This window comes from Ligilactobacillus sp. ESL1201 (genome assembly GCF_058503265.1).
The window spans coordinates 752,494-779,285 of record NZ_CP196362.1 but is presented as its reverse complement, the minus strand read 5'-3'; the positions used below and the strand labels follow the sequence as shown (position 1 = coordinate 779,285).

The following is a 26,792-nucleotide window of genomic DNA, read 5'->3' as shown; positions in this document are numbered from 1 at the left end:
AATCCCTCTTAATCACTATTATCTACGCATTAATGTGCAAGTAATCTGCCACTTGGTCAATGTCTTTATCCCCACGTCCCGAAACCGTGACGATCACTATTTGGTCTTTTTTCATTTGCGGTACCATCTTGACCGCCTGAGCGATTGCATGAGAACTTTCTAATGCCGGAATGATTCCTTCTAAACGCGACAATAACTGAAATGCCGCCACCGCTTCTTGGTCCGTAATGTCATAATACTGCGCACGCTGACTGTCTTTTAAGTATGCATGTTCCGGCCCCACTCCAGGATAATCCAGTCCAGCAGAAATCGAATATGCAGGTAATACCTTGCCGGCATCATCCATCAAGACGTAAGATTTCATGCCGTCGCTGATTCCCACTATTCCGTTAGTCATAGTAGCGGCATTCTCGGGAGTATCGACCCCGTGACCCGCGCCTTCGACTCCGATCAACTGGACTTCTTGATCCGCAATAAATTCCGCAAACGAACCGATCGCGTTAGAGCCGCCACCGATACAAGCGATCACCGCATCAGGTAAGCGATGCTCTTTATCTAGGATCTGTTGTTTAGCTTCTTTACTGATCACACTTTGAAAGTCGCGCACCATTTGCGGGTAAGGATAAGGTCCTACTGCAGAACCTACGATGTAAAAAGTATCATCCAAATGAGCGGCAAAATCGGCAAACGCCGCAGCCACAGCATCCTCTAGCGATTGCGTTCCCGTCGTTACGGGATGGACCGTAGCGCCTAACAATTTCATTTTAAAAACATTTAGCGACTGGCGCTTGCAGTCCAACGCCCCCATGAAGACTTCGCATTTTAAGCCAAAACGTGCAGCCGCCGCGGCCGTAGCCACCCCGTGTTGACCGGCACCCGTTTCTGCGATGATCCGTTTTTTTCCCATTCGCTTAGCCAGTAAAATCTGGCCCAAAACGTTGTTTAACTTATGTGCTCCCATATGATTAAGGTCTTCTCGTTTTAAATAAACCTTAGCTCCACCTAAATACTTGGTAAAAGATTCCGCGTAGTATAGTGGCGTTGCGCGTCCCGAGTAATCCTGCAGTAAACCAGCTAATTCTTCCCTAAAATCAGGATCGTCACGGTAACGTAAGTAAGTTTTTGCTACTTGATCTAAAGCACCCTTGATATTAGCGGGTACGTACTGGCCGCCAAATTCACCGTAATACATATTTTGTTGCACTGCGTTAGTCATTTTGATTACCTCTTTCATTCAGTCCGAGCCTACTACCGCGGTAACCAAAAAAGTCGAATGACATCAAATATGCCACTCGACTAATCAGAAAATGATTATCTGGCATAGGCTTTTACAAATCTCACCAAAGTAAGCCTACACCCGTGATGTAAACCTACCTAACTATGCCAGTTACGCCAACTTTTCATCATGATAACCATTCCTTTCGTTTATTTAATCTTATTATAACCTATTTTTAATCAAAAGCAAGAATAAATTAATCTTTATTTCCGGATGCTTTCAAATTTTTCGGTCTGTTCTTTAATACTTTTTTCTGCGGCTAACCGTTCGATACTAGAAGCACCGAAGAAGCCGTCGATGCCGTTGACCCGTTCGATCACGTAAGCAGCATCTTTTGGTTCAGCGATCGGGCCGCCGTGGCAAATTACCATGATATCCGGGTTAACTTTGCGCCCAGCGTCTAAAATTGCCTGTACCCGGTCGACACATTCGTCCAGAGTTAATGCAGTTTGTGCCCCGATCGCACCCTTAGTGGTCAATCCCATGTGCGCCACTAATAGATCGGCACCAGCTTGAGCCATCTTCGTCGCTTGTTGCGGATCAAATACGTAAGGTGTCGTTAACATGCCTAACTCGTGAGCCTTATGGATCATGTCAACTTCTAAGTCGTAGCCCATACCGGTTTCTTCCAAATTTTGCCGGAAAACACCGTCGATCAATCCCACTGTTGGAAAATTTTGTACCCCACTGAAGCCTTGATCTTGTAATTGTTTTAAGTAAATGTCCATTACCCTAAACGGATCGGTACCGCAAACACCTGCAAGGACCGGCGTGTGTTTAACGATCGGTAATACTTCTTGGCCCATCTCAACTACGATCTGGTTGGCATCGCCGTAAGATAATAGTCCGGCTAACGAACCGCGGCCAGCCATCCGGTAACGACCAGAATTATAAATGATCAGTAAGTCAGCACCACCGGCTTCACTACTTTTAGCGGTGATCCCGGTACCGGCACCAACTCCAACTAAAACCTCGCCTTTTTGTCGTTTTTGTTTAAAATCGGTAATAATTTGTTCTCTGTTTCTCGTATCCATGTCATTGTCATCCTTTCATTAATGAATTCAATTCTGCTACACATTCTGTCGTAAACTGTGGGTCGTTGATGTTGTAGGGTAATTCGCGCACTTGAACCAATTCATTGTGTAAATTATCCCTTAGTGTCGTCACAAACGCCTGGTCAGCTTCCGGGTCATAAAACGGCTGGTCGGGTGCATCCAGTTCGGAAAAGCCCTTCGTCGGGATCATCACCGTGACCCGCGACGTAGCGCTATTCAACTTATCACTCATAAACTGAGCAAAGGTGATATTTTCCGCCACAGTCGTGCGCATCAAGGTGATCGTCGGGTTATGTTTAACTAAATTGCGTTGCTGGTACTTCGCAGGTACCGTGTCAAATTCACCAAAATTGACCATGTCCAAGGCACCAGGGGCGATGACTTCTGGAACCTGCGCTGTAAGTGCAGCTTGTAACCTGCTCGGACCAGCTGTTAAGATCCCACCGCAAAGCTCATCGGCAATTTCAGTGGTAGTTAAGTCCAAAACACCGCGGAAATAACCTTGAGCAATCAACGATTCCAACGTTTTACCACCCGTACCCGTAGCATGAAAGACCAATGTTTCTAATCCTTGCCGGTCCAATTCCTGGCGTGCGTGGTCGACAGCCTTGGTCGTCACGCCAAACATCGTCGCCCCCACCAGTTGATGATCGTCTTTTTCTGCTGGGATACGCGCATTGACCATCCCGGAGATCGCCGCAGCCGCGTTATTAAAAATCGTGCGCGAAATTTGGTTTAATCCCGAAACGTCAACGATCGATGGCATCATTAAAATATCACTAGTGCCAACATAAGAACTAGTATTACCGGAAGCTACCGTAGAAACCATCAGCTTCGGTACTCCTAAAGGCAACTCCTGCATCGCTGGAGTAACCAGTGAAGTACCACCGGAACCGCCTAGCGATAGTATCCCTTGAAAACGCCCCTGTTGGTATAGCCGTGGTAGCAAGACCCTCAACCCGTGAGCTAAGATCGAATTAGCCTCACCCCGGGTATAATTACCGCGGATCTCGGCCATTGTCAGTTCCTCGATCTGGGCGATCCGTTCGGAGTCAATGTCAACCGGAACTGTCGGGTCAAATACCCCCGCATTGATCGTTAACACCTGAGTGCCCAATTTCTCTAAAACCCGGCGTAAATAACTAAACTCCTGGCCTTTAGTATCAAAAGTTCCCACTAAAGCAATCGTGCTCATTAACTAACCTCCCTTCAAATCACTATTTCATCATAATTTGAAAAGGGTTACATTAACAGGTATTATCATTGGGATTATTAGTTATTATATGTGTTGGCGGTACGCTTTAGGCGCCTGACCAAAATATTTTTTAAAAATCTTGTTGAACTGAGCATAATCGGGATAACCGACCATCTCCGCGATCTTATTTAGGGGTTGATTACGGTATTTCATCAGCTCCACCGCCTTATTCAAGCGAAAGCGAACCAAATATTGCGAAAACGACTGATTGGTTTTTTTCTTAAAAAGAGTGCTCAAATACGTCGGCGTCAAGTGCAACATCTCCGCGAGGTCTGCCAGGTAGATCGGCACCGAATAATTTTCCGCAATAAAGCGCTTGACAAAATCGACCGGCTGATAGTATTCGCCAACGCCCTTTAAGATCTTAACGGTCAAGTTATCGTCTAACGTTTTATCCGCAGTTTTAAACGCGTGGATCTGCTGGGATAACGTTTGTTCGGGGATGATCCGTTCAAAAGTCGAACCCCCAATATAGCCGTTGATCTGGGGGATCAAGTTGTACATGTAACGGACTTCGGTCAGTTCGTTTAAAATCCCACCGTAGATCATCACGATACTTTTGGTTTGTTGTTGCTCCAGCTGTTCACAGATCACTTTGACCTTGGCGATCATCGCCGCAAAACTTTGAATCCGTTTGGCACCTAGCACCCCTCCTTGGGTCAGGCCTAAATGAATACAGATCACGTCAACTGCGATCGCGTTAGCCGCCAAGGCTTCTTCAGTATTGGTCACAAACGCCACCGTAAAGATCCCCTGTTGGTGCATCCGATCCAGTAAAACGATTTCTTGTTGGTAACTGATGCCCGCTTCATTGAGGCCTTCACGAAACTGCCCGTCAAACAAGCTGACGGTCGGATAATTAACGATCCCCGCAACCTGATACTCGCGCAAAAATTGCAGTAATTGTGTGGGATCTAAGCTCGGATCCGTCGCGTTGATCCCCAGCACACACGGAAATCCCTTGATCACCGGCAATATTTCTTGCGCAGCAATTTGAAAGACCTGCTGGTTACTATTGATAAACGGTAAGTACCCTCCCAGCGACGAACGACCCATTTGGCGAAACTTACCCGAATTTAAGACCATAATGAAATCGGCGCCCGATTCTAAGGCATGCAGTGCACTCATTCCCGTAGTCGTACTTAAACTCAACAACGGGTGGTGTTTATTTAACTGTTGGCGTAAATTGCTTTTCAGCTTATTGATCTCAGTCACCTTCTTAATTGAATTTGCTTTCTTATGAAGTATACGACAAAAAGGGGATTGAGAACAAAACTCTATTTTGTCTCAGTCCCTAATTTTTTTATTAGTCCTTAAATTTTTGCTGTTGCACCTTAGCGAGATATTTTTTTCGGGCAGTAGTACTGGAAAACGTGATCCCGCCAAAATTTTGCCAGTGACGGTCCTTAAATCCTAGCTGTTTCAACGTTTGGTTCACAAAAATCTTGCGCACCGCGTTACCGCAAAACCAGCGAAGATAAAATGTTGGTGAAGTCGACGTCGTCAAAACATAACAGTGTTTAACGTTAGTCAATTTCCCGTGGATTCCCGTTTTAGTGACCGTGTATGATGCTCCTTCTTTCATCACCTTATCGATAGCATCCCGGGAATACTGTTCCACCATAACGGGGTGATAAACATTACGCTAGTTGCTTTCGTTAACATCGCTAAGTACTTAGTCACCAGCGGATCTTGCGTTTTTCCCGCGTGAAATAAAGCTAATTCTGCTTTGGAATAAACCGGCTCAAAATTTTGCGCGTACAAGTCGATCACCTGATAAGTAATTTTTTGCGCGGTCAAATTACGACAAACCGCCGTTAAAATGGCGTGATTAAAACTTTTTTCGTACGGGTGACAATAAATGATCAGCACCTAATGGTCCCCCTTAATAAACTGTGTGAGCGTCTGTTTTACCAATTGCGGGTCGTAACTGGCCACCTGATTTTTCAGCAGTAAGGCATATCCCTGAATAAACGCCCAGAGTTGAATAAACAACTGCTGGTCACTTAACTGTCCCGGATTTACCTGGTGAACTAAGTCTAATATCAGTTGTAAGAAAGCAAAATTACTGTCTTGTTGCTGGTAAACATCTTTTAGCGCCGGATTAAAAAACAAAAAGTCCATTACTTTAGGCTCGCTATCGAATAACGCGCAAAATTGCTGTGCGAGTTGTAATAACTGCTCGGCCGCTGGTAAAGCAGGTGTGACTTCCAATTGTGCTACTACCTGGCGCGACAGTTCCATTGCGGTTTGGTAAAAAAGTTCATTTTTACTCTTAAATTGCTGGTAAAACGCCCCCGTCGTTAATCCCAATTGCTGTGCTAATTTGCGCAGTGAAAGGCGCTGATAATCGTCAGTTTTAACCCAGCGAATCGTTTGGGCAATTATCTTTTGTTTAGTATCGTTAGTCATATTTTACCTTTCTTGATAACAGTGTTATTTAAATTACAGCAATTATCATAACACTGTTATCAAAAATGTCAAGACACAAAAATAGGACCAAGACCACGTCTAGTCTTAGTCCCCTGCCTGTTTACGCTTACCTAGCCGAAACGACCTGCACTCCAGCCGTCTGCCACATTTATCATCCCCCGATTTTGACGTAGACCTGGTGGCTGCGCGGAAATTCACGCTTAAAAGCAGCTTGCAACGCGTGTTTGGCCTCTGACAGCGCATAGGTTGTCGTTTCATTGACGTAGCCTTGCTCGGTCACCTTAATTTCTTGTTCTGTAACCGCTAAAGTAAGTGAACGGTCTTTTTTAGCGGTCAAAAACACGATCTGCTGGTCATTTCGTGACCGTAACGCTTTTTTTAGCAGCCCCTTGGCCTGCTTAAGTGGTATTTTTTTCATGAGCCGCTCACTAACTGGGCCAGTTCGTGGCTAAACGTTGCTTTTTGCAATTCACTGGAGATCAAATACACGGTTGCTTGCCGCTCGTGAAGCGTAAAAGCGATCCGCGCGGAACCGATCTTCCCCAAATTTAGGCGAAATTCGTAACACAACTGGTTATTAAAGCGGTGCTCGGTGGCTAGTTTGACCTTGGTCATACCCGTTTGACTTTCGCGACACAGGGCGGCACTAATTTTTCGTGCGATCATCTTTTGTTGTCCCGGATGTTTTTTAAAAAATGGCTTGCACCCGCGGCGAGTAAAAATTACCCGCAATTCAGTTGTTTCACTCACTACTGCCCACTTCTTCGTTCAAATTAACTGTAATCGTTACTTTGATTGTAAGACGCGGTGGGCCAAATTACCACCGTAAATTTAAAAATGACCCCTAGTTTTGGCGTTTAAAACGTAAGTGGACCCCGCCGTCGGCTAATTTTTGGGCCGAATCAAAAGTAAAAATGTCGTCTACGTCCTCGCCTAAGGTATCAAAAGCCGTTTTGCCGGTAACATCGCCGCTAACTACCGGAGCAACTACCAGCGAAATCTCGTCCACTAGGTGCGCACGTAAAAACGCTCCGTCGATCAGCGCCCCACCACAAACGGCTAGCGTATTGATCTGGAAGTGTTGTTTTAACAACACCAAGACCTCTTCTAGGTCATAGTCGGTCTGCCCACTGACGATATAAGGAATTTTCATCGTCCGCAAGTACGCCAAATACCGTTTGTCGGCTTGCCTAGTCACCACCTCGAGTGCGTGCATGCGGTGACCGTTATAGGCAAAATAATTTTGGGTCCAACCACACCGCCCCTTGCGGTCAAAAGACACCGACCAAGTCTGGGAGGTAATCTCAGTGGGCAACCAATTTGCGTACGTTAATCCCGTTGCATCGCATTGTCCAAAGCAATTTGCGCCGGCGCCGCGCATTTTTGGATCGTCTTGCGCCCATTGGCATCGGCATTACTGATGCGGTAGAGTTCATCGCTGTAATACTGACCAGAGATCCCGCTTCCATAATTTCCTTCGATCTTGCCATCAAGCGACACGTACATATGGATCACTACTTGACTACGTTTCATCAACTTTGCCTCCATTTATTAGTAAATTAAGTCAAAGTCAGTGTAACTCTTAAAGTTGACTTGAAGTCAAGGAGAAATTTTACGCTACTTTTTTTCCAACACCGCGATCGTCTCCACGTGCGTCGTTTGTGGGAACTGGTCAAACGGCTCCAGCGGCTTAGTCACTTCGTAGCCAACTTCCTGAAAACGACCCAGATCACGTACCAACGTCGCCGGGTTACAACTAACATACACTACGCGTTGGGGCTGCATTTTAGCCGTCGTAGTGATAAATTCTGCTGCTAACCCCTTACGCGGTGGGTCGACTACTACTACGTCGGGTTTGACCGCTGCGTCCGCCCACTTATTCATCTGTTCTTTAGCGTCACCGACCACGAATTTAACGTTGTGGCAATCGTTTTCCCGCGCATTTTCCTTGGCGTCCTTGATGGCTTGCGGCTCGATTTCGACACCGTAGACCTGCTGAGCTCGTTGGGCCATCGCCAACGTCAACGTCCCGATCCCACAGTAAGCATCGAGTACCGTTTGCGTCGCGTTTAAGTCGGCCAGTTCTACGGCCCGCGCGTATAATTTTTCGGTCTGAAGCGGGTTGACCTGGTAAAATGACGGTGCCGAGATCTTAAACGTCAGTCCGTTGAGCTGGTCTTCGATGTAATTACGTCCCGCCAGTACGTGAGTTGTTTTTCCTAAGATCACATTGGTTTTTTCCGGGTTGATATTTTGCAACACAGCAACTACGTCCGGACATTTTTCCTGGATCAATTGGGCCAACTGCTCACCGTTGGGCAGTTTTTTAGTGCGCGTCACTAACACCACCATCACTTCACCGCTGTGATACCCGCGGCGCACGAACAAGGTCCGCACAATACCTTGATGATGTTGCTCGTCGTATGCGCTGATCTGAAACTGACGCAACAGGTCACGCACGATCTTTAAGACCTCATCGATGCGTTCATCTTGAATGTAGTAGTTTTCCAACGGGACAAAATGATGGCTGCCTTGGCGGAAAAAACCAGTTTCTAGCTGTCCGTTGACCATTCGCACCGGCACTTGAGCCTTGTTACGGTAATGTAACGGCACGTCCATCCCGACTACGGGAGCGACCTCCAAGTCTAGGTGCGCTTTAGTCAACAGGTCCGTCAGCAATTTGCGTTTATACCGCAGCTGTGCGGGGTAAGCCCAGTGTTGCAGTGGCGCGATCCCGGTATCCAAAAATTCTTTTTGCCCGGTGCCGACCCGTTCGGCACTTTCCCGTAAAACTTTGATCAACTTAGCGAAACCGTAATTTTTAGTAGTTTTGACCACGTGCAAGCTCACCTGCTCGCCAGGCAAAGTACCGGCAACAAATAACGGGTAGCCTTCTATTTTAGCGACCCCCATTCCCTGATAGGTCAAATCGGTGATCTCGGCTTGTAGCTCTTGGTTCTTAGTAACTGGCAATTGTTTTTTCATTATTTTCCTCCACTAACAAAAAGGAACGAAACAAAACTAAGTTGTCTCGCTCCCTTTAGCTCACGTCCAATTATTCATCATCTGGTAAATGGTCTAATTCTTCGACAAAGTGTTTGCGGGCGTCGTCTGCTAACGTCGCTTCCGCCGTGATCGCGTGTTTAGGTAACTTATCCGTATTAGCGAACATTTCAATCAACTGTTTATGGTTAACAAACGTCACCGGCGCATCGCCACCATACTCGCCGTCGATATTGATCATTATTTTTTCGTCTACCGGCTTAACCTTGATCTTAGCCGTTTTTACGTACAAAACTCGCGGGTCATCGACATGCTTACCACCGCTAAACACCTTTTGGACCAGGTGTAAAATTTCGATCAAATTGCTGGTCTTGACCACGATCAAGGTAAATTTACCGTCATCTAAAGAAGCATCAGGTACGATTTGTTCAAAACCGCCGATCGAATTAGTCAGCGCCACAAAAAACATCGAGGCCGTGCCATCGTACACTCCCTGATCGTATTCTAAGTGCATCTTGATCGGTTTGATGCGCGGCAATAATTCGGCTCCCCTGACCAAATAAGCCAAGTAACCAAAAATAGTCTTGAGCTCGGAAGGAACCGAATAAGTCAATTCGGAAAGCAACCCCCCGGCAGCGATGTTAACAAAATACTTCTCTGCTGCCTGACCAATATCCATCTTAACGGTCTGTCCGCGTGCAATCACCCGGGCGGCCGCTAGCGGGTCTTCGCGCGGGATCTTCAGCGCCCTAGCATAGTCGTTAGTCGTACCGGCGGGGATCACTCCCATTTGTGGGCGTTTTTTTAACGGCGCGATCCCGTTAACGACTTCATTGATCGTCCCGTCACCGCCAGCAGCGACAATTAGGTCAAACCCTTCTTGCGCCGCACGCCGAGCTTCGTTTTTAGCCGAATCTTGCTGGGGCGTAGTAGCAAAAGCGCTCGTTTCGTAGCCAGCACCCTCCAAAATGTCCAAAATCCCGACCAGATCACGTTTCATCGCTTCTCTGCCAGAAGTTGGGTTATAAATAATGCGACACCTTTTTTTCATCACTTGTTGCCTCGCCTTCACGCGAGATCTTACCTTTCCTTCAAACTAGCCATCAATAACTGGTTAACTACTTTAGGGTTAGCCTTGCCCCGCGTTTTTTTCATAATGTTACCGACCAAAAAGCCCACGGCCCGGTCTTTCCCGTTCTTAAAGTCCGTGATAGATTGCTCGTTAGCATCCAAAACTTCGTCGATCATTGGTTGCAAGACCTTAGGATCCGATAGCTGTACCATCCCTTTTTCTTCTACCCATTGCTTAGGGTCAGTATCGTTAGCTACGATTTGTTGGAAGACCTTTTTAGCAATCTTAGAAGAAATCGTGCCATCTTGGATCAAGGCGATCATCGCCGCCAAATGTTTTGGTGTCAGTGCCAGTTGCCCTAATTCAAGGTGTTGTTCGTTCATGTAAGCATTGACGTTACCCATCAGCCAGTTAGCGGCTAATTTAGGATCAGCCCCTGCAGCGACGGTTTCTTCGTAAAAGTCAGACATTTCTTTTGTTTGGGTCAAAACGCCCGCATCATAGGCCGGCACACCCCACTGCTCAACATAGCGAGCACGCCGCTCTTCCGGCATTTCGGGGATCGATTTTTGCACCTGTGCGATCCATTCGTCGGAAATATGGATCGGTGGCAAGTCAGGTTCTGGGAAATAGCGGTAATCGCTAGCCCCTTCTTTGACCCGCATCAGGACCGTTTCGCCGGTATTAACGTCAAAACGGCGAGTCTCTAATTGGACCTTGCCGCCCGCCATCAACACTTGTGCCTGGCGTTTAGCTTCGTATTCCGCCCCGTTTTTAACGTGTTCAAACGAGTTCAAGTTCTTCATTTCGGTCCGAGTACCGTATTTATCAGAACCCAGCGGCCGCACCGACACATTGACGTCGGCACGCATTGAGCCTTCTTCCATCTTCACGTCCGAAACCCCGGTAAACTGGATCACTTGCCGTAATTTTTTCATGTAAGCATAAGCCTCGTCGGCCGACGCCAAATCAGGCCGCGAAACGATTTCGATCAACGGTGTGCCCTGCCGGTTCAAATCGACGTAAGAATAGCCATCGGGTTCGTGGGAATTTTTCCCGGCATCTTCTTCAACGTGTAGTTCTTCGATCCCGATTTTTTTAGTCGTTCCGTCTTCCAGTTCAATTTCCAACCAGCCGTCATAACCGATTGGGGTCTGGTATTGCGTAATCTGATAGGCTTTCGGATTATCCGGGTAAAAATAGTTTTTCCGGTCAAAATGAATATCTTGTCTGATTTTGCAATGCAAAGCTAACGCAGCACGCATCCCGTATTCTAACGCACCCTTGTTGACCAACGGCAATACCCCCGGATAGGCCCAGTCGATCACGTTGGTGTTGGTATTAGGCGCCTGACCATATTGCACCGGTGCCGGAGAATAAGCCTTGGAGTTAGTTTTTAATTCTACGTGGACTTCCAAGCCAATCGTTGTTTCAAAATTCATTAGTCTAATCCCCCAATCTCAGGTACTGCTAAATGAAAATCAGTTGCCTGTTCAAACGCATAGCCAGCGCGGTAAAGTGTCTCTTCGCCATATTGAGGTGCGATCAGTTGCATTCCGATCGGCAGTCCGTCCGTGAAGCCAGCGGGTAATGACATCGCTGGTAAGCCAGCTAAGTTAACGGGAATCGTCAAAATATCATTCATATACATCGTCAACGGATCGTCGACTTCCGCACCAATATCGAAGGCCGGGCTCGTCGTAGTCGGTCCTAAGATCAAGTCGTAATCAGCGAACACTTTGGTGAAATCACGACAGATCAACGTCCGGACCTGAGCGGCTTTCTTGAAATAAGCATCATAAGTCCCGGCCGATAACGAAAATGTTCCTAACATGATCCGGCGCTTAACTTCATCGCCAAATCCTTCCGAACGTGAACGAACGTAAACGTCTTCCAAGTTTTTAACGTCTTGTGCCCGAAAACCGTAACGAATGCCGTCGTAACGTTGGAGGTTAGACGAAGCTTCGGACGAAGCGATAATGTAATAAACCGCTACGCCGTATTTGCTGTAAGGTAAAGAAACTTCGTCGACCGTAGCACCTAAACCTTCTAAGGTCTTAATTGCCTGGTTGATCGCATCCTTAACTGCCGGATCGACCCCTTTGTCCATGTATTCACGTGGTACACCAATGTGTAGTCCCTTAACATCGCCGGTCAACTGCGCGGTGAAATCCGGAACCGCATTGTCCGAACTGGTGAAATCGCGGTGATCGTGCCCTGCGATCGCGTTTAAGACTAAGGCATTGTCTTTGACAGTCCTAGTCAGTGGCCCAATTTGGTCTAAACTGGAACCAAAGGCGATCAAACCATAGCGCGATACCCGCCCGTAAGTTGGTTTGACCCCGACGATACCATTATAAGCCGCGGGTTGGCGGATCGAACCACCGGTATCGGTCCCCAAAGCAGCGAGTACCTGTCCCGAGGCAACGGCAGCGGCCGAACCGCCCGAAGAACCACCCGGGACTTTAGTTTGGTTCCAAGCGTTTTTAGTCACCTGAAAGGCGGAGTTTTCGGTCGAACCACCCATCGCAAATTCATCGAGGTTGGTCTTACCGATATTGATCATCTGCGCCTGGTTGATTTTTTCCACCACGGTCGCGTCATAAATTGGTTCAAAATTAGCCAAGATCTTGCTGGCAGCCGTTGTTTTCAAGCCCTTAGTAACGATGTTATCCTTAATTGCCAGGGGGATTCCCGCTAAAGTTGCTTCCGGTGTGATCCCGGCCTCATCGACTTGAGCCGCCCGTTTGAGCGCAGCTTCCTTGTTCAAAGTCAAAAACGCATTGATGCGCGGGTCGATCTGGGCGATCTTGTCATAGGTTGCTTGCGTTAATTCAGCAACGCTAAATTCTTGATTGACTAACCCGTTGTGCACGCTCGTGAGGTCATTTTTTAAATAATCCATCTAGCCTTCCTCACTTTCGTTGATAATTGCCGGAACTTTGATGTAGCCGTTGGCGCTGTCCGGCACGTTTTTCATCATTTCTTGCCGGCTAGTACCCGCAACAGCAACGTCTTCGCGCATGACGTTTTTAGCCTGTGCAACGTTACTGGTAACCGGCACGCCATCAGTATCGACCGTGCTTAACTGATGGACCATGTTAATGATCTGGTCCATTTGACCAGCAAATTTATCTAATTCGGATGGGGCTAAATCTAATTTAGCCAAATGAGCAACGTGTTGCACTTCTTGTGCTGAGATTGCCATTGAATTTCCTTCTTTCTACCGTAAAATAACCAGTTAACATTTTAGCATAATAATAGTGAGTGAAGCAAAGCGAGAGTAAGCGACGGCTAACCTAAGCAAGTTAAATTCGAACTTGGAATTTAAACTTACCGCCACCACGCATCAATAACTGCCAAACACATGCGTGTAGTATTCACCGTTGCCGCTGTCATTTGCCAAAAAGGCCTGCATGGTCCCGTCTGCACCCTTGATCGTAATATCGATTGGAATACCACCCGGTAGGTAATTTTTAGCTGCTTGCGCCACGTACTGAGTGAAACTATTGATCTCCGATTCACCATAAAATTGGGTCGTGATATTAACGTGCATTCCCTGCAACGTCTGCTCGTTATATTGTCCCTGTGCGGTCACTCCCGCTAAATTGGGGAAGAAATTTTTGATCTTATTTTGGAAACTTTCAAACGAAGTCTCGTCGTTATCGTTAGGGATCGACTTGGTTGCGATCGCCGGGAAAGTATAACTAGCTAGGTGGGTGTGCTTCCACGAGCCCAAATTGTTGCCCCGCCGACTCACGGAATAAGCGTAAAACGAGCCGCCCACCAAACTATCGTTAGGCGCCTGTTCGTACAGCGCGATCATGATCGGCAAATTGTCCGGCACCCCGTGCATTGCGCGGATCCGCGTTAGTACTTTGGATGCCGCGATCTGACCTTGCTTAACCATCACGTCGTGGGGAATATCGGTCGTAAAAGTCGCACCGTATTCTTCTTTTTGGTAGTAATCCTTTTGGTTCATCCCGATCCCCACCGTCATGCCGCTTAACGACAAGGTGCCGTTATCGTTTTTCATGTAATCTTGTTCTTCGATCTGTTGCACGTACATCGGGTTACGCTTTTTAGCGTCGTTTTGCCCGTTATCAGGCGGGTTTAACCCGCTCGGATTGTCTTTAGTTTTGCGGTCCAACCAGTTTTCCACCGTATTTTTACTTAACAGCTGTCCTTCTTGGAAAACATATTTTTTAGGGGAAAATTCCTTTTTAGAAAGCTGGGTCAACCCCGCCTCAAAGCTCTTCAAGTTTAACAGGTTATCGGCATTTTGAGCCACGCCGACTCCCCTGGCTTTGCTGGTTTGGTAGCGACCTTTTTGAACGACCCCTTGGTAATCAGAACTCGCCTGCTTAGTCGTTGTTTGGTTGCCAGAACTACTTTTATGGCTTTCTTTTTGACACGCGCTCACTAAAAGCAACGTCATTGCTAGTGCCGCCAGAATACTTAGCTTTCGTTTCACTGCGTTCCCTCCATTTGTTGGCGAAATTGGTGCTCGTTGATAATTGGGACCTCTAATTCTTGGGCCCGCGTTAGCTTAGACCCGGCAGCTTGCCCAGCCACTAACAGATCAGTCTTGCGCGAAACACTGCCGGTCACCTTAGCACCGTGTTCTTGGAGCCACGTTTTGGCCTGAGCCCGCGTCAGTGTCGTCAGCGTCCCCGTTAACACCACGGTTTTCCCGTAAAATTGACTGGCTTTTGCCGTTTGTGCCACCTGTTCTTGAGTTTGCCCTAAATAAGCGAAATTAACGTGTTGTTTTTTGAGTTCCTGGAGTAATTCTTGGACCTGGTGGTTTCCGAAATACTGCACCACACTTTCCGCAATGATCGTGCCTAGCGAGTCGATAGCTTCGATCTGTTCTTGGTCAGCGGCCATTAACTTTTCCAGATTGCCAAAATGTTGCGCCAAGATCCGGGCGGCTTTGGCGCCAACGTGGCGAATACCTAACCCAAATAACAAGCGTTCTACCGAATTATCCTTACTATTAGCGATCGCCGTCAGCAAGTTAGCTGCCGTTTTTTCCTTGACCTTATCGAGTTGTAACAGGTCTGCGGTCGTCAACTCGTACAAGTCGGCGACGTCTGCGATCAAATTTTTACTGAACAGCTGGGCAATAATTTGCTTGCCTAGTCCGCGAATATCCATCGCATCGCGCGACGCAAAGTGGATCACGCTTTCCTTGAGCAGCGCCGGACACTTAGGATTGATACAGCGCAAAGCCACTTCGTCAGCCTCGTGTACCAAGCGCGAACCACACTGCGGACAGTGCGTCGGGATCTCGTAAGGTTGAGCGTCCGCCGGGCGTTTGGCTAGTACCACCTCAGCTACCTCGGGAATAATATCTCCTGCCTTGTGCAACTTAACGGTATCTAACAAGCGAATGTCTTTTTGCTGCAGGTAATCGGGATTGTGCAACGACGCGCGGCTGACCGTCGTCCCGGCTAACTGCACGGGATCCATGATAGCCGTCGGCGTCACCACCCCGGTACGTCCCACGGTCCACTCTATTTGGCGCACGACCGTTTCTTGTTGGTCGGGCGGAAACTTGTAGGCGATCGCCCACTTGGGAACCTTCACGGTATTGCCGACTTGTTCGTGGATCCTAAACGGGTCGGCTTTCAGTACGATACCGTCAATATCGTACTCTAATTGCGTTCTTTTTTCCTGATACTCGTCGATATAAGCGGCGATCTCTTGCCAATTTTGGGCTAAACGTGCCGTTTGGTTGACCTTAAAGCCCCAAGCTTGCATCTGTTTTAAAGCCGCACTCTGGGTCGTGATCCCGTATTTTTGCGGCTCCATTAAATAATAAATAAAGGTGCTTAAATTACGTTTTTTAGTCACCCGCGCGTCCAGCTGACGCAAAGAACCGGCGGCAGCGTTTCGGGGGTTAGCAAATACCGGGCGGCCCGCTTGTTCGCGTTGTTGGTTTAAGGCTACAAACGCCTCTTTTGGCATGTAGCATTCACCACGAACTTCCAGTGAAACTGGTTCACTCAATTTTGCAGGGATCGCCGCAATCGTTTTTAAATTGTTGGTAATGTCTTCGCCGATCACACCGTTGCCTCTCGTCGACCCCTTGACAAATATCCCGTTTTCGTAGGTCAACGAGATCGCTAGGCCGTCGATCTTTAGCTCACAGTTAAACGGGATCTGCGTATCCGTCGTCTGTTCTAATTTAGTCACAAATTCCTGCAATTCTGCCTGCGAAAAAACGTCGCCCAAAGAAAGCATCGGGATCTCGTGAGTCACCTTAGTAAACCCACTGGCGACACTGCCGCCCACGTGTTGTGTCGGAGAGTCTTTCGTCACCAATTCGGGATGTTGTTGTTCTAATTCCTGCAACTTACGGTAGGCCTGATCATAAACTGCATCTTCGACCTGAGGCGCATCAGCATTATAATAAGCAGTTCCCCACGCAAGCAGTCTTTTGCGCAAGTGTTGTATTTGTTCAACTACTTCATCTTCAGCCATTTTTTCTCCTTATTTCTTCTGGATCGGTGCAAAGGCCGCCAGTAAACGTTTGATCCCCTGCTCTTTAAAAGCAATATCTAATTCGGTATCATCGCCAGTCCCCGTGACCCGTACAACCGTACCCGTTCCCCAACTCTTGTGTTCGATCAGATCACCAATCTGCCAGGCTTTTTTCTCGGCTCCGGTCGTTTGCTCTTTGATCACACTACTCGGTCGCAGGTAAGGAGCGGCCACTTTTCTTTTACCCCAGTTACCGCTAAAGCTACCGTTACTGCGCAGCGGCTCTTCTTTGTTGTCGGATACCAACAAATCGGGTCCAATCTCATCGATAAAACGAGACGCTGGGTTATTTTGCCTTCTGCCATATAACATGCGCGAATAAGCGTTAGTTAAATAGAGCTCTTTTTGTGCCCGCGTAATTCCCACGTAGGCCAAACGCCGCTCTTCTTCTAGTTCCCGGTCATCGGCTAAAGCGCGGGATATTGGAAAAATTCCTTCTTCCATTCCGATCAAAAAGACCACGGGAAATTCCAGCCCCTTAGCCGCGTGTAACGTCATTAAAGTAACTTCGTCTTGTTGTTCGTCAACGCTGTCTTGGTCTGAAACCAATGCCAGGTCCGCTAAAAAGTCGCCAAAAATATCCTGGTGTTCTTCATCGGCTTGCCAGGAATTATCGAATTGTTGGGTAACCGTCAAAAATTCATTGAGGTTTTCTAGGCGGCTCTCATTTTCCAAACTCTTAGTTTCGTGTAACGATTTTAGGTAACCCGAACGCTCCAGGATCTCGTTGGTGATCTGGGTGACCGTCGCGTTTTCTTCTAGCGCGTGTAAGTCTAAGATCAGCTGCGCAAAACTGGTCAAACGCTGCGCGGCTTTCCCCGAAATATCGGCCATCACGGCGTTTTGTGCGGCTTCTAACATCGTCAGCTGGTTAGCGGTCGCAAAAGCCTGTAACTTCTCTAGACTAGTAGCGCCGATCCCCCGTTTAGGTGTGTTGACGATCCGCGCGAAACTTAGCGAGTCCTGGGGATTAGTCACCAAACGCAGATAGGCGAGAATATCTAAGATTTCCTTACGGTCGTAAAAGCGGTGTGCTCCCACTATCTTGTAAGGAATATTAGTCTTAACAAAGGTTTCTTCTAGTACCCGTGACTGGGCGTTGGTACGGTACAAAACGGCAAAATCCCGGTAATGCTGGCGTTTGGTGCGTTGTTTTTCTTGAATGTTTTTAACAACATAATAAGCCTCGTCGTTAGCGTTATTTCCCCGGTAATAATGGACTTTTTGGCCGTTATCGTTTTGCGTCCAGAGCTTTTTTTCCTTGCGGTGAACGTTATTTTCGATCACCGCGTTAGCCGCAGCCAAAATCGACTTAGTCGAGCGGTAATTTTGTTCCAATTTGATCACCGTGGCGGCAGGATAATCTTTTTCAAAATTTAAGATATTTTCCATGTTAGCCCCGCGCCAACCGTAAATACTCTGATCGGCATCGCCCACGACACACAGATTTTGCCTTTTTTGCGCCAACATTTTAACCAACGTGTATTGCGCTTCGTTAGTATCCTGGTACTCGTCAACGTGAATGTATTCAAATTGGTCTTGGTAATGCGCTAAAACGTCCGGAAACTGTTGGAACAAGACGATCGTTTGCATGATCAAATCGTCAAAGTCTAACGCAGAATTACGCTGCAATTCTTTTTGGTAGCGTTCATAAACGTTAGCGACGTTTTGCTCAAACGGCGAACCGACCCGTCCTGCCAGATCAGCCGGTGTTAATAAATCATTTTTAGCATTCGAGATCGCACTTAAAATCGCCCGCGGATTAGTTTTTTTCGGATCGATATTTAAGTCCGTTAAGATATTTTTGATTAGGGTACGTTGTTCGGAAGAACTGGCGATCGTAAACGACTTACTATAGCCCAGTTGATCGGCATAGCGGCGTAAAATACGCACACACAACGCGTGAAACGTCGAGACCCAGATCTCGGAGGCAGAATCACCCAGCAGCGTGTTGACCCGCTCCCGCATTTCGGTAGCAGCCTTATTGGTAAAGGTAATAGCTAACACCCGCCAAGGCAAAACTCCTTTTTCTTGAATTAAATAGGCAACACGGTGAGTTAAGACCCGCGTTTTACCAGAACCAGCACCAGCCATGATCAACAGCGGTCCTTGCGTGCACTGGACAGCCTGAGCTTGTTTGTCATTCATATTTGCGAGCAAATCAGTGTGACTCAATGTGTTCAATCCTCTCTTGAATTTATCGAACCCTATTATAACACAATCGTACGGCGAGTCAGCCGCTGAATAACGGCTTGCTATTTGACCTTCAAATGCCCACAAAAAAGGACCAGGACAAAAAATTTAGTTTGTCTCTGATCCTAATTACATCTCCGTAAATTACATTCTTATTTGCGTTTGCTACTCTACTCCCTTCGTCGCCGCAATCATGTCTAACTTTTTCAACCTGCTACCGATCAAAATAACTGTTGATAATGAAAAAATCACCGTGATCGCCAATGCCAACCACAAATTCAGCTGACTGATCGTCGGGTAATACATGATTTGCTCTGTAGTAAAGGTCGTCACGTATTTAGCCAAAAACCAGATCCCAAATGGAATTCCTACCAATAAACCGATCACCGTAGTGACAATATTTTCTCCGGCAGTTAATCTGCGTAATTCAGACCTGTGAAAACCTAGAATACTAAGCGTTGCGTAGTCTCTCGTCCGCTCAGTAAAATTCAGTGAACCTAAATTATATAAAATTACAATCGTTAGTAAGATCCCAAAAACTTGAATTAATAAGAAAATACTATTTAAATTAGCTACCATTAGATGCGCATTAGCATGTTGTTTTTTTAGTTCGACTACTTGATCTACTTGATTTTTCGCATAGTGCAAATGAGTTTCACCGGTCAAAATCGCTGTGGGATGAAAATGATACCCTGCATCCTGCCATGTTTTTTGAGTAACGAAAACTCCTTGAGTCGTGTTAGTTTTAACGATTCCCTTAACTATAAAATAACGCTTTTTGTTACTTAATGCCGGTAAAAGGCCGATTCTTTTACCAACTTTAATGTTGGCACTGCGAGCTAACCCTTCACTAAGATAAACACCACCAGCTTGCAAAGTGTGCCCAGTAGTTGTCATTAAATGCACGTACTTTCCCGACCCAATCACGGTCAGTGGCCGGTCAAATTGTCCGCGCAAAGCTAGTTTAACGACTGATCTAGCCAACTGCTGTCCATTATTGTTGACCGCAAGTTGTTGATTTTGTATCGTAGTATTTTGCGGATTTAAGTTCAGTTGGTAACGATAATTATATTCTGTACCAAACATCTGATCGACTTGGCGGTTCATTGAATCCTTTGTGCCAAATCCCGTCATGATCAACGCTAATCCTCCCATAACACCTACAATTCCTAACAATGACCGCCCGGGGTTATTAGCGCCATCGCGTAAAGTCCAACGCGTTCCTAACTGTATCTTAGACCATAGTTTAGGAAAACGTTCTAGCAAAATTCGCTGCGCTTTTTTACTATTTTCGTGACGCATTGCTGCCGCAGGAGTTAATTTCTGCCCCGTTCGTGCCGCGAATAGTGCTGCTCCAACGCAAAATAAAATCACGATCACCGCTAACAATAAGGAATACGGCGTATAGCCAATTTGCCATCGTGGTAAATCAAACATCTTCTTTTGCGAATTTAGTACAAAATGTGATAGTAGTGGTGCACACGCCCACGCGCCGATCGTACCCAACATTCCAATCACCGCACCGTACAATGAGTAATACATTGTCAAAAAACGATTGGAATACCCTAAAGAACGTAACGTAGCAATATCTTGTTGTTGCGCGTCGATCACCCGCTTGATCGTAGTATACATTGCTAAAACGGCTAACAAAATAAAAATCAATGAAAACAAAACTGCCAAATTACGAATTTGGCCGATCCGGTCAAGTGCCGTGGAAATTGCAGGATCAGACCGTCGCGTTTGCATACTGATAAAGTGTTCTCCTAAGATAGCATGAATTTGACGTTCAACTTGTCCATTTTTATTATTTTTTAAAGAAATAGTATTAGCACCACCTAAATAGCCAAACCGAGTAATCAACGTTTTCTGACTGATAATGCCATAACCATAATCTTGTTGCTGAGGAGAAATAAAATCGTTTGAACCAGTATAATACATCTTTTCCGGAGAGCGTACTAGTCCAGCTATTCGCAAGGAAACTCGACGTGTGTGGTCAATAAAAGTCACTCGGTCACCTGGTTTTAAATGATTACTGCGAGCAAAAATCGTATTCAGATAAACTTCATTGGTGTGTAGTTTACCCTTTTGGTACCCTAACGGCCGGGAAATTCCATTTTGCTCAGGCGTAGTCAACGACACGTAACGTTTTTTGCCGTTTGTCTTCAGCTTAACCATAATCTCGGTCGTCGCACTTATCTTTTTTACCGCTGGTAAATTTTTGATCTCGGTCAATTCATCTTGCTTAACCGCAGTCGCTTGAACCCACGAATCGGCTAAATTCGTCTGCTTCAAATAATGGTCAACACTAATTTCCATTCCCTTCCATGTACCTTCTAATCCCGTGTACAACAACACACTCAAAAAGGCCATCAAAAATACCGAAAAAAATTGGGTCCAATTTTTAAGCATCGTTCGTCCTAATTTTCGCAGTAACAGACTCATTGCCACTTCACCTCGGATACAGTTAATGGGCGGGGATTATCCGTCACACTTGCGAGTATTCCATCTTTAATCCTAATCACTCTGTCGGCGATCACGGCTACCTGCGGATCATGAGTAACGATCACAACTGCTGTCTGTGTGTCACACGAATTTTGCAAAATAGCGAAAATACGGTGCGAAGTTTGCGAGTCTAACGCACCAGTAGGTTCATCGCATAACAATAATTCTGGTTTTTTAGCTAATGCCCGAGCAATCGCAACTCGCTGCATTTCACCTCCCGATAATTGTTCGGGAAAATTATCCCGCCGTTTTTCCAAATTAACTTGTTTTAATAACTCATTAATAGCAACATCTTCTTGACGATTTAACTTTGCTGCCAAGTTGATATTTTCTACCACCGTTAAATTATTTACTAGGTTGTAAAACTGAAAAACAAATCCAACTACCTGACGCCGATAATCCGTTAATTCTTGATCAGTCGCCCTGGCTAACGAACGTTGCTGATAAATAACATCTCCACTGGAGGGTCGATCCATCCCCCCTAAAATGTTTAGCAGGGTACTTTTCCCCGATCCACTCGGTCCTAAAATAATCGTTAACTTATTAGTCTCGATCTGACAATTAATATCTTTAAGTGCCATCGTTTGCGAACTGCCGCGACCGTAACTTTTGGTGATATGTTGTAGTTTGATCATTTGCCTACTCCTGTCCTTTAAAATTGAGATAAAATTTTTATTCTTTCTTTAAAAGTTGGTTTGTGATATTGATCTAACATCTTTTGTGATACAACTTCCCTACTTTTACTTATTTTGTTTTTTGCTATTTCAACAGCTTCTTGTGTACTTATCACTTGAGGTAGTTTTAAAATCTTTATAATACTATTTACCCTCTCAACTTGACTTCCCTTAATAATATAAAATGGTATATTATATTCAGAAAAAATCTTCTGTAATTCTGAATCTGATAAATTTCTGTAACGTTCTGATACAGGTCTATGTCCATCAGGAGCCATTGGAAATTCTATCGGTAAATGAATTACATGGGTATAAACATTTTTAGAATATTTATTTACTACCTGTCCATATGCATCCATATATTTATTCAAAAAATTTTTAGCAGGAAATCCTAAAACTGCTTTTATTATTTGTTGATACCTTGGCGCACCTGGATTTATACCAATCTTTGTTCTTACAATACCGTAAACCCATTCATTTATAACAGAACCATCAGATATAAAATCTTGTTGTCGAGCAATTAATAAATTTTCTGCTTTTACACGTTCTTTAAATCTTTCCAAACCTAATGCCATCAATTCTGTAATATTCATATCATGAAATTGTCTTCCAGGATATAGATTAGTTAATATTTCTCTTGCAGAAAGAGCGTTTATCATAGGAATTCCAGTTGCTATAGATAACGATGTTGTTGTTGTTTTTCCAGTTGAATATGTTCCAGATATTACTATATGCTTATTTATTTTCATTCTTAACTTACTCCTAACATTCTATGTGCAATTTTCCCCTTATATCTAATAATTTTTTTACGATCAAAACCTATCATTTTAAAAGTACGCCATTGTTCACTATTCATCTCAATCAAACTACATTTAGTTATTTCTAAAATTAAATCAAATACATCATTTAATTGATATAATTGATCTACATCCACTTCAGCAGAAAAACTTCTTACCCAAAGATTGTCAGTTTTATTTCTGCTAATTTTATCAAAATTATACGCACTAACCTCTGCTAGCTGGGCAAATATAATTAGCAACGATAAAATTGATATTTTCTTATTAAAATTGCTTTGCATACCCTTATATAACCTTTTATCGTCTCCCTTAACTTCAACTGTAGCCTCCAATTTATTATCAGAAAAAGTAATATGATTAATTATATTGTCACTATTTTTATAATGATTCTCCCAAAATTCAATTGAATTTTTTCTGATATTATTTTCTCCTGTGTTACATTTATACCAGGCCTTCAATTGTACTTTTATATTCCCTATTATTTCTTTTACCAAAAAATAATCATCATTTTTTTCTATCCCTACCATCCTTATTGAAATATTATCTAAATCTAATATCGGAGAATTTCCTAAATTCATTTTAATTGCATAGACTACAAGATTAGCACAGTTAATTCCAGGAAATTTAACTAATATTACCTTTTCCATAAAAAGCGACGATATAACTAAAATATCCACACTACTAAGATGTTGAACAAGACTCATACCATCCTTTGTGGACCATATTTTATTTTTAGTTACTTTTGCTACACCAGTAAAATCATTATTACTACTATTAAACTTATAAATTAAATGATCTATTTTTTTATAGCCCGATCCAAAGTATCGTTCCGTACATTTTCCCAACAATTCATCAATATCATAGCTCACATCTATCAGCACCTATCCTTAAATTTAATTTCACTTATTAATTTACCAGCAATCATATCTAGCGAAAAGAAGTGAAAAAAAGTATAGTAGGTATAAAATAGTTTACTAGAAATAACGGTGAAAAACGCCAACGGGGAGTGAATTAACTGTATGGAGGAAAAATACACAGTCGATAATTGTCCAATCAAACCAGCGATCGACATTATCAGTGGTAAGTGGACAGCACTGATTCTCTGGGAGATCTACCGGGGAAACAATCACTTTGGAATTTTAAAACGCCAGCTCAATGGCATTTCTGCGCGTGCATTATCCACTAGACTACATATGCTAGAAAATAATCAGATCGTTACCCGCACCGTTTTTGCTACTAATCCGCCAACTGTAGAATACACCTTGACCGAAAAAGGAAATCAATTAGCACCGATTTTATTTGAAATGAAAAATTGGTGTGACCAATACTGTCGAACTAATACCGCTTCCAGCAACGTTTCCCTTTAACATAATGAAAAATGGAGTTGGGACAAAAAACGATTTCGAGCACGATTGGACTATCATTTACGAGTACGCAAAGTGAGGCTGAGATAAAAAGCATTTTGTCTCAGCCTCACTTTTATATTTTTTCAAAAATAGTCTTAATTACGCTTTTTTTGTCTGCCACATATTTGTCGCATCCAACTGTTCCTTTAGCTCCACGCCGCTTTTTCCCGTAGTAACGACATAACCCAGAGTTTCTTGGGCCATCGTCGTCGGGTAACGGAAGAAATGGTAACTCCAATTATCTTTCAAGACCCACTGCGTTTTAAGCGCTTCTCGCTGGGAACGCGTGATAAACGCCAACGCCCCCGCCGTCAAACTTCTAGCCGGCGTTAACGGCATTCCCGCAAGTGCCCGCAAGTGTTGCTCGTACATCGAAACGTTACAAGTACTATCTAACAAATACCCCGCCTCATGCAAGGCTGGAACGATCCGCTTAACGTAGATCGTCTGCGCGGCCGTCACAAAAAAGGCAATCTCAAAACTACCGACATAATCTATGCTAGACGCAATCTTATGCGCACTATTACGCAATTCCTGTAATAATTCGGCCGGTAAATCCGCAGCAGTCAATACCTGCTGTAAGTGTTGTTGGTCGTAGATACATTCCACTTCGGGCATAAAAAACAATTTTCCCGTAACATCCTTAGTCACTACCACTGAGATCTCTTTTTGATACGGGATCCAGGATTCTAAAATAAACGTTCCCCGGTCCAACCACGCAGCACACTTGGCGATATCGGATTGCTTGCGTAAAACTAACTGCTGGTGACGCCATAATCCCTTTTGAATCGGCTTTAACACGCAGGGAAAACCGATCGACGAAACGGCGGCATACACATCGTCTAAACTCACGATCGTCGCGTAAGGAGCGATATTGACGTTTAACTGTTCAAAACAAGCCCGCTCCAATAAGCGGTCTTGCATCATTTCTAACGTAGTAGCTCCCTGAGGAACCCGTGTAAATTTGGTCAAATACTGCACTACTTGAGCGCTGACACTTTCCGATTCATAGGTAACTACATCGCACCGTTCAGCAAATTCTTGTAATTTTTGCTGGTCGCTGTTGGCACCAGTCACCGTAAAATCGGCTTCACTAAGCGTTGGGCTAGCGGGTTGACTGCTATACGCGGCCACCTTAAATCCCATTTTTTTGGCAGCTCGTGCTAGTTCTATCCCATTGGGACTATCACCGATGATCCCAATAGTACTGTTCGGCAATAAAACATCCGTTGTCACTATTAATTCACTACTTTCTGTGGTCGTTTACTTGGCTACAAAATTAACTTTACCGGCCGTAAACGACGCGATCTTAGCTAATGATTCGATCCGGACTCCCTGAGCGCGTAGATTTTTACCGCCATCTTGAAAGGCCTTTTCGATCACAATACCTACCCCGCAAACTTGCGCGTGGGCCTGCTCACACAATTTTAACATACCAGAAACCGCCTGTCCGTTAGCTAAAAAGTCATCGATCAACAACACCGTATCATCTGCGGTTAAAAAACGCCGGTCGACAGAGATCGTATTAGTTACTTTTTTGGTATAAGAATAAACGTCTGCCAGATATAACGGCATCTCCATCGTTGAACTGTGCTTTTTACGAGCAAAAACGACCGGGATATGTAGCGCCAGTCCGGTCATCATCGCGGGCGCGATCCCCGAAGACTCGACGGTCAAGATCCTAGTTGGCTGGTCATCCCGGAAAAAATGAGCAAACTCCTGACCGATCGTATTCATCAAGTCGACGTCGATCTGATGATTCAAAAAGGAATTGACCTTCAACACGTTTCCTGGTAATACGACCCCATCTTCTTGGATCCTTTTTTCTAATAGTTTCACGGTCCCATCTCCTTGCTCAAATTGTGTCATTGCCGTAAGAAATAAAAACCGCGCGGTCCGATTGCCCTACGCGTTTTTTAACTACTTCTACTGATTTAAAACAATAATGATCAATACCAATGATACTTGACCCAGTGTTTCTGGGCAGTTTGCCAGTTACCGTAACGGTTAGCCACGTACTGAGCGGCCACTTTTTCCTGGTTAGCCGGCGAAAAATCACCGTGCAAATAACTTTGATCTAGCTGATACTTACCGATATACTTGCCGTTACGGGCATTATAATCGCCACCGGATTCATGTTGAATGATGTAAGCCCGCGCACTTTCTTCGCTCCCCGATAACTGCGGTTCTACTTTTTGCGCAGCACCACTCGCCTGCGGCTGAAAACTAGCATTAACCGCCTGCGCCTGTGGGGACGTCACGCTGCCCGCTTGGTTCCCGTTAGCCGCCGGGATCGTCAATTGCTGGCCCGCTAAGATAAAATTAGGATCACGCAGCTGATTAGCTTGGCTAACAGCCTGAGTAGTCGTACCGTACTTTTCGGCTAATTGTGAGACCGTATCTCCGTACTGCACGGTAATCGTTTGGGGCGCGGACTTAGCCGCCACTAAATTAGCGAATTGCGCTTTTTGCGCAGCAGTCACATTATTTTGTTGTGCTGGCGTGACTCCCGTAACTTGACTATTATTATCGACTCTTAACATTCAGCTGCCCCTCTCCTTAAATTCTCATTAATTC

General features: G+C 45.1%; 24 protein-coding genes and 2 pseudogenes. 1 reads left to right on the top strand and 25 read right to left on the bottom strand.

Annotation, left to right across the window (positions count from 1 at the left end):
• Positions 1-22 precede the first annotated feature (22 nt).
• From trpB to ACSYSK_RS03900, 22 genes and pseudogenes are all read right to left on the bottom strand, one after another.
• Positions 23-1,216: a tryptophan synthase subunit beta gene (gene trpB / locus ACSYSK_RS04005; protein WP_491715619.1), complete on the bottom strand. Its 1,194-nt coding sequence runs from the start codon at positions 1,214-1,216 to the stop codon at positions 23-25.
• Positions 1,217-1,479: 263 nt separating this feature from the next.
• A complete protein-coding gene (locus ACSYSK_RS04000; protein ID WP_491715618.1) occupies positions 1,480-2,310 on the bottom strand; it encodes a phosphoenolpyruvate hydrolase family protein in 831 nt (276 codons plus the stop codon).
• A 7-nt stretch (positions 2,311-2,317) separates the two neighbouring features.
• On the bottom strand, positions 2,318-3,526 hold the full coding sequence (locus ACSYSK_RS03995) for a Tm-1-like ATP-binding domain-containing protein (RefSeq protein ID WP_491715617.1): 1,209 nt from the start codon (positions 3,524-3,526) through the stop codon (positions 2,318-2,320).
• A gap of 84 nt (positions 3,527-3,610) precedes the next feature.
• The gene (locus ACSYSK_RS03990; protein WP_491715616.1) at positions 3,611-4,801 is read right to left on the bottom strand and encodes a phosphoenolpyruvate hydrolase family protein; all 1,191 of its coding nucleotides are present in this window, start codon (positions 4,799-4,801) and stop codon (positions 3,611-3,613) included.
• 91 nt (positions 4,802-4,892) lie between these two features.
• Positions 4,893-5,458, bottom strand: a pseudogene (locus tag ACSYSK_RS03985) (NAD(P)H-dependent oxidoreductase).
• Entirely contained in the window at positions 5,459-5,998 is a 540-nt protein-coding gene (locus ACSYSK_RS03980) for a TetR/AcrR family transcriptional regulator (protein WP_491715615.1), read from the bottom strand.
• Between the two features lie 172 nt (positions 5,999-6,170).
• The gene (locus tag ACSYSK_RS03975) at positions 6,171-6,437 is read right to left on the bottom strand and encodes a hypothetical protein (protein ID WP_491715614.1); all 267 of its coding nucleotides are present in this window, start codon (positions 6,435-6,437) and stop codon (positions 6,171-6,173) included.
• Positions 6,434-6,769, bottom strand: coding sequence for a hypothetical protein (locus tag ACSYSK_RS03970; RefSeq protein WP_491715613.1), 336 nt, complete (start codon positions 6,767-6,769; stop codon positions 6,434-6,436). Before ACSYSK_RS03970 ends, ACSYSK_RS03975 begins: the two co-directional genes overlap by 4 nt.
• Positions 6,770-6,863: 94 nt before the next feature.
• Positions 6,864-7,334 carry a dihydrofolate reductase family protein gene (locus ACSYSK_RS03965; RefSeq protein ID WP_491715612.1) on the bottom strand — a complete coding sequence of 157 codons (471 nt, stop codon included), beginning with the start codon at positions 7,332-7,334 and terminating at the stop codon, positions 6,864-6,866.
• Between the two features lie 14 nt (positions 7,335-7,348).
• Positions 7,349-7,552, bottom strand: a complete 204-nt coding sequence (locus ACSYSK_RS03960; RefSeq protein WP_491715611.1) for a hypothetical protein — start codon at positions 7,550-7,552, stop codon at positions 7,349-7,351.
• A gap of 84 nt (positions 7,553-7,636) precedes the next feature.
• Entirely contained in the window at positions 7,637-9,004 is a 1,368-nt protein-coding gene (gene rlmD, locus ACSYSK_RS03955; RefSeq protein ID WP_491715610.1) for a 23S rRNA (uracil(1939)-C(5))-methyltransferase RlmD, read from the bottom strand.
• A gap of 70 nt (positions 9,005-9,074) precedes the next feature.
• Positions 9,075-10,073 (bottom strand): diacylglycerol kinase, encoded by a 999-nt coding sequence (locus tag ACSYSK_RS03950; protein WP_491715854.1) that lies wholly within the window; start codon positions 10,071-10,073, stop codon positions 9,075-9,077.
• A gap of 29 nt (positions 10,074-10,102) precedes the next feature.
• A complete protein-coding gene (gatB, locus tag ACSYSK_RS03945) occupies positions 10,103-11,536 on the bottom strand; it encodes an Asp-tRNA(Asn)/Glu-tRNA(Gln) amidotransferase subunit GatB (RefSeq protein ID WP_491715609.1) in 1,434 nt (477 codons plus the stop codon).
• Positions 11,536-12,999, bottom strand: a complete 1,464-nt coding sequence (gatA, locus tag ACSYSK_RS03940) for an Asp-tRNA(Asn)/Glu-tRNA(Gln) amidotransferase subunit GatA (RefSeq protein ID WP_491715608.1) — start codon at positions 12,997-12,999, stop codon at positions 11,536-11,538. The genes gatB and gatA overlap by 1 nt, the downstream gene beginning before the upstream one ends.
• Entirely contained in the window at positions 13,000-13,302 is a 303-nt protein-coding gene (gene gatC / locus ACSYSK_RS03935; RefSeq protein ID WP_491715607.1) for an Asp-tRNA(Asn)/Glu-tRNA(Gln) amidotransferase subunit GatC, read from the bottom strand. It abuts the gene before it with no gap.
• A gap of 141 nt (positions 13,303-13,443) precedes the next feature.
• Positions 13,444-14,568 (bottom strand): CamS family sex pheromone protein, encoded by a 1,125-nt coding sequence (locus ACSYSK_RS03930; protein WP_491715606.1) that lies wholly within the window; start codon positions 14,566-14,568, stop codon positions 13,444-13,446.
• On the bottom strand, positions 14,565-16,583 hold the full coding sequence (ligA, locus tag ACSYSK_RS03925) for an NAD-dependent DNA ligase LigA (protein WP_491715605.1): 2,019 nt from the start codon (positions 16,581-16,583) through the stop codon (positions 14,565-14,567). The genes ACSYSK_RS03930 and ligA overlap by 4 nt, the downstream gene beginning before the upstream one ends.
• 9 nt (positions 16,584-16,592) lie before the next feature.
• Positions 16,593-18,791, bottom strand: a complete 2,199-nt coding sequence (gene pcrA, locus ACSYSK_RS03920) for a DNA helicase PcrA (protein ID WP_491715853.1) — start codon at positions 18,789-18,791, stop codon at positions 16,593-16,595.
• 210 nt (positions 18,792-19,001) lie between these two features.
• On the bottom strand, positions 19,002-21,278 hold the full coding sequence (locus tag ACSYSK_RS03915) for an ABC transporter permease (protein ID WP_491715604.1): 2,277 nt from the start codon (positions 21,276-21,278) through the stop codon (positions 19,002-19,004).
• 187 nt (positions 21,279-21,465) lie between these two features.
• Positions 21,466-21,919, bottom strand: a pseudogene (locus ACSYSK_RS03910) (ABC transporter ATP-binding protein); the annotation flags it as partial.
• A gap of 71 nt (positions 21,920-21,990) precedes the next feature.
• Positions 21,991-22,761, bottom strand: coding sequence for an AAA family ATPase (locus ACSYSK_RS03905; RefSeq protein WP_491715603.1), 771 nt, complete (start codon positions 22,759-22,761; stop codon positions 21,991-21,993).
• Positions 22,762-22,763: 2 nt separating this feature from the next.
• The gene (locus ACSYSK_RS03900; protein WP_491715602.1) at positions 22,764-23,678 is read right to left on the bottom strand and encodes an AvrD family protein; all 915 of its coding nucleotides are present in this window, start codon (positions 23,676-23,678) and stop codon (positions 22,764-22,766) included.
• 150 nt (positions 23,679-23,828) lie between these two features.
• On the opposite strand from ACSYSK_RS03900, the gene ACSYSK_RS03895 reads away from it, so the two are divergent.
• Positions 23,829-24,176: a winged helix-turn-helix transcriptional regulator gene (locus ACSYSK_RS03895; RefSeq protein WP_491715601.1), complete on the top strand. Its 348-nt coding sequence runs from the start codon at positions 23,829-23,831 to the stop codon at positions 24,174-24,176.
• Between the two features lie 138 nt (positions 24,177-24,314).
• On the opposite strand, the gene ACSYSK_RS03890 is transcribed toward ACSYSK_RS03895, so the two are convergent.
• From ACSYSK_RS03890 to ACSYSK_RS03880, 3 genes are all read right to left on the bottom strand, one after another.
• A complete protein-coding gene (locus tag ACSYSK_RS03890; RefSeq protein ID WP_491715600.1) occupies positions 24,315-25,451 on the bottom strand; it encodes an ATP-grasp domain-containing protein in 1,137 nt (378 codons plus the stop codon).
• 27 nt (positions 25,452-25,478) lie between these two features.
• A complete protein-coding gene (locus ACSYSK_RS03885) occupies positions 25,479-26,054 on the bottom strand; it encodes a xanthine phosphoribosyltransferase (protein ID WP_491715599.1) in 576 nt (191 codons plus the stop codon).
• 110 nt (positions 26,055-26,164) lie between these two features.
• Positions 26,165-26,758, bottom strand: a complete 594-nt coding sequence (locus tag ACSYSK_RS03880) for a LysM peptidoglycan-binding domain-containing protein (RefSeq protein ID WP_491715598.1) — start codon at positions 26,756-26,758, stop codon at positions 26,165-26,167.
• Positions 26,759-26,792 lie beyond the last annotated feature (34 nt).

Coding starts and splice junctions, on each gene's coding strand:
- trpB (WP_491715619.1), bottom strand. CDS start 1,216: ATGACTAACGCAGTGCAACAAAATATGTATTACGGTGAATTTGGCGGC.
- ACSYSK_RS04000 (WP_491715618.1), bottom strand. CDS start 2,310: ATGGATACGAGAAACAGAGAACAAATTATTACCGATTTTAAACAAAAA.
- ACSYSK_RS03995 (WP_491715617.1), bottom strand. CDS start 3,526: ATGAGCACGATTGCTTTAGTGGGAACTTTTGATACTAAAGGCCAGGAG.
- ACSYSK_RS03980 (WP_491715615.1), bottom strand. CDS start 5,998: ATGACTAACGATACTAAACAAAAGATAATTGCCCAAACGATTCGCTGG.
- ACSYSK_RS03975 (WP_491715614.1), bottom strand. CDS start 6,437: ATGAAAAAAATACCACTTAAGCAGGCCAAGGGGCTGCTAAAAAAAGCG.
- ACSYSK_RS03960 (WP_491715611.1), bottom strand. CDS start 7,552: ATGAAACGTAGTCAAGTAGTGATCCATATGTACGTGTCGCTTGATGGC.
- rlmD (WP_491715610.1), bottom strand. CDS start 9,004: ATGAAAAAACAATTGCCAGTTACTAAGAACCAAGAGCTACAAGCCGAG.
- ACSYSK_RS03950 (WP_491715854.1), bottom strand. CDS start 10,073: ATGAAAAAAAGGTGTCGCATTATTTATAACCCAACTTCTGGCAGAGAA.
- gatB (WP_491715609.1), bottom strand. CDS start 11,536: ATGAATTTTGAAACAACGATTGGCTTGGAAGTCCACGTAGAATTAAAA.
- gatA (WP_491715608.1), bottom strand. CDS start 12,999: ATGGATTATTTAAAAAATGACCTCACGAGCGTGCACAACGGGTTAGTC.
- gatC (WP_491715607.1), bottom strand. CDS start 13,302: ATGGCAATCTCAGCACAAGAAGTGCAACACGTTGCTCATTTGGCTAAA.
- ligA (WP_491715605.1), bottom strand. CDS start 16,583: ATGGCTGAAGATGAAGTAGTTGAACAAATACAACACTTGCGCAAAAGA.
- pcrA (WP_491715853.1), bottom strand. CDS start 18,791: ATGAATGACAAACAAGCTCAGGCTGTCCAGTGCACGCAAGGACCGCTG.
- ACSYSK_RS03915 (WP_491715604.1), bottom strand. CDS start 21,278: ATGAGTCTGTTACTGCGAAAATTAGGACGAACGATGCTTAAAAATTGG.
- ACSYSK_RS03905 (WP_491715603.1), bottom strand. CDS start 22,761: ATGAAAATAAATAAGCATATAGTAATATCTGGAACATATTCAACTGGA.
- ACSYSK_RS03895 (WP_491715601.1), top strand. CDS start 23,829: ATGGAGGAAAAATACACAGTCGATAATTGTCCAATCAAACCAGCGATC.
- ACSYSK_RS03880 (WP_491715598.1), bottom strand. CDS start 26,758: ATGTTAAGAGTCGATAATAATAGTCAAGTTACGGGAGTCACGCCAGCA.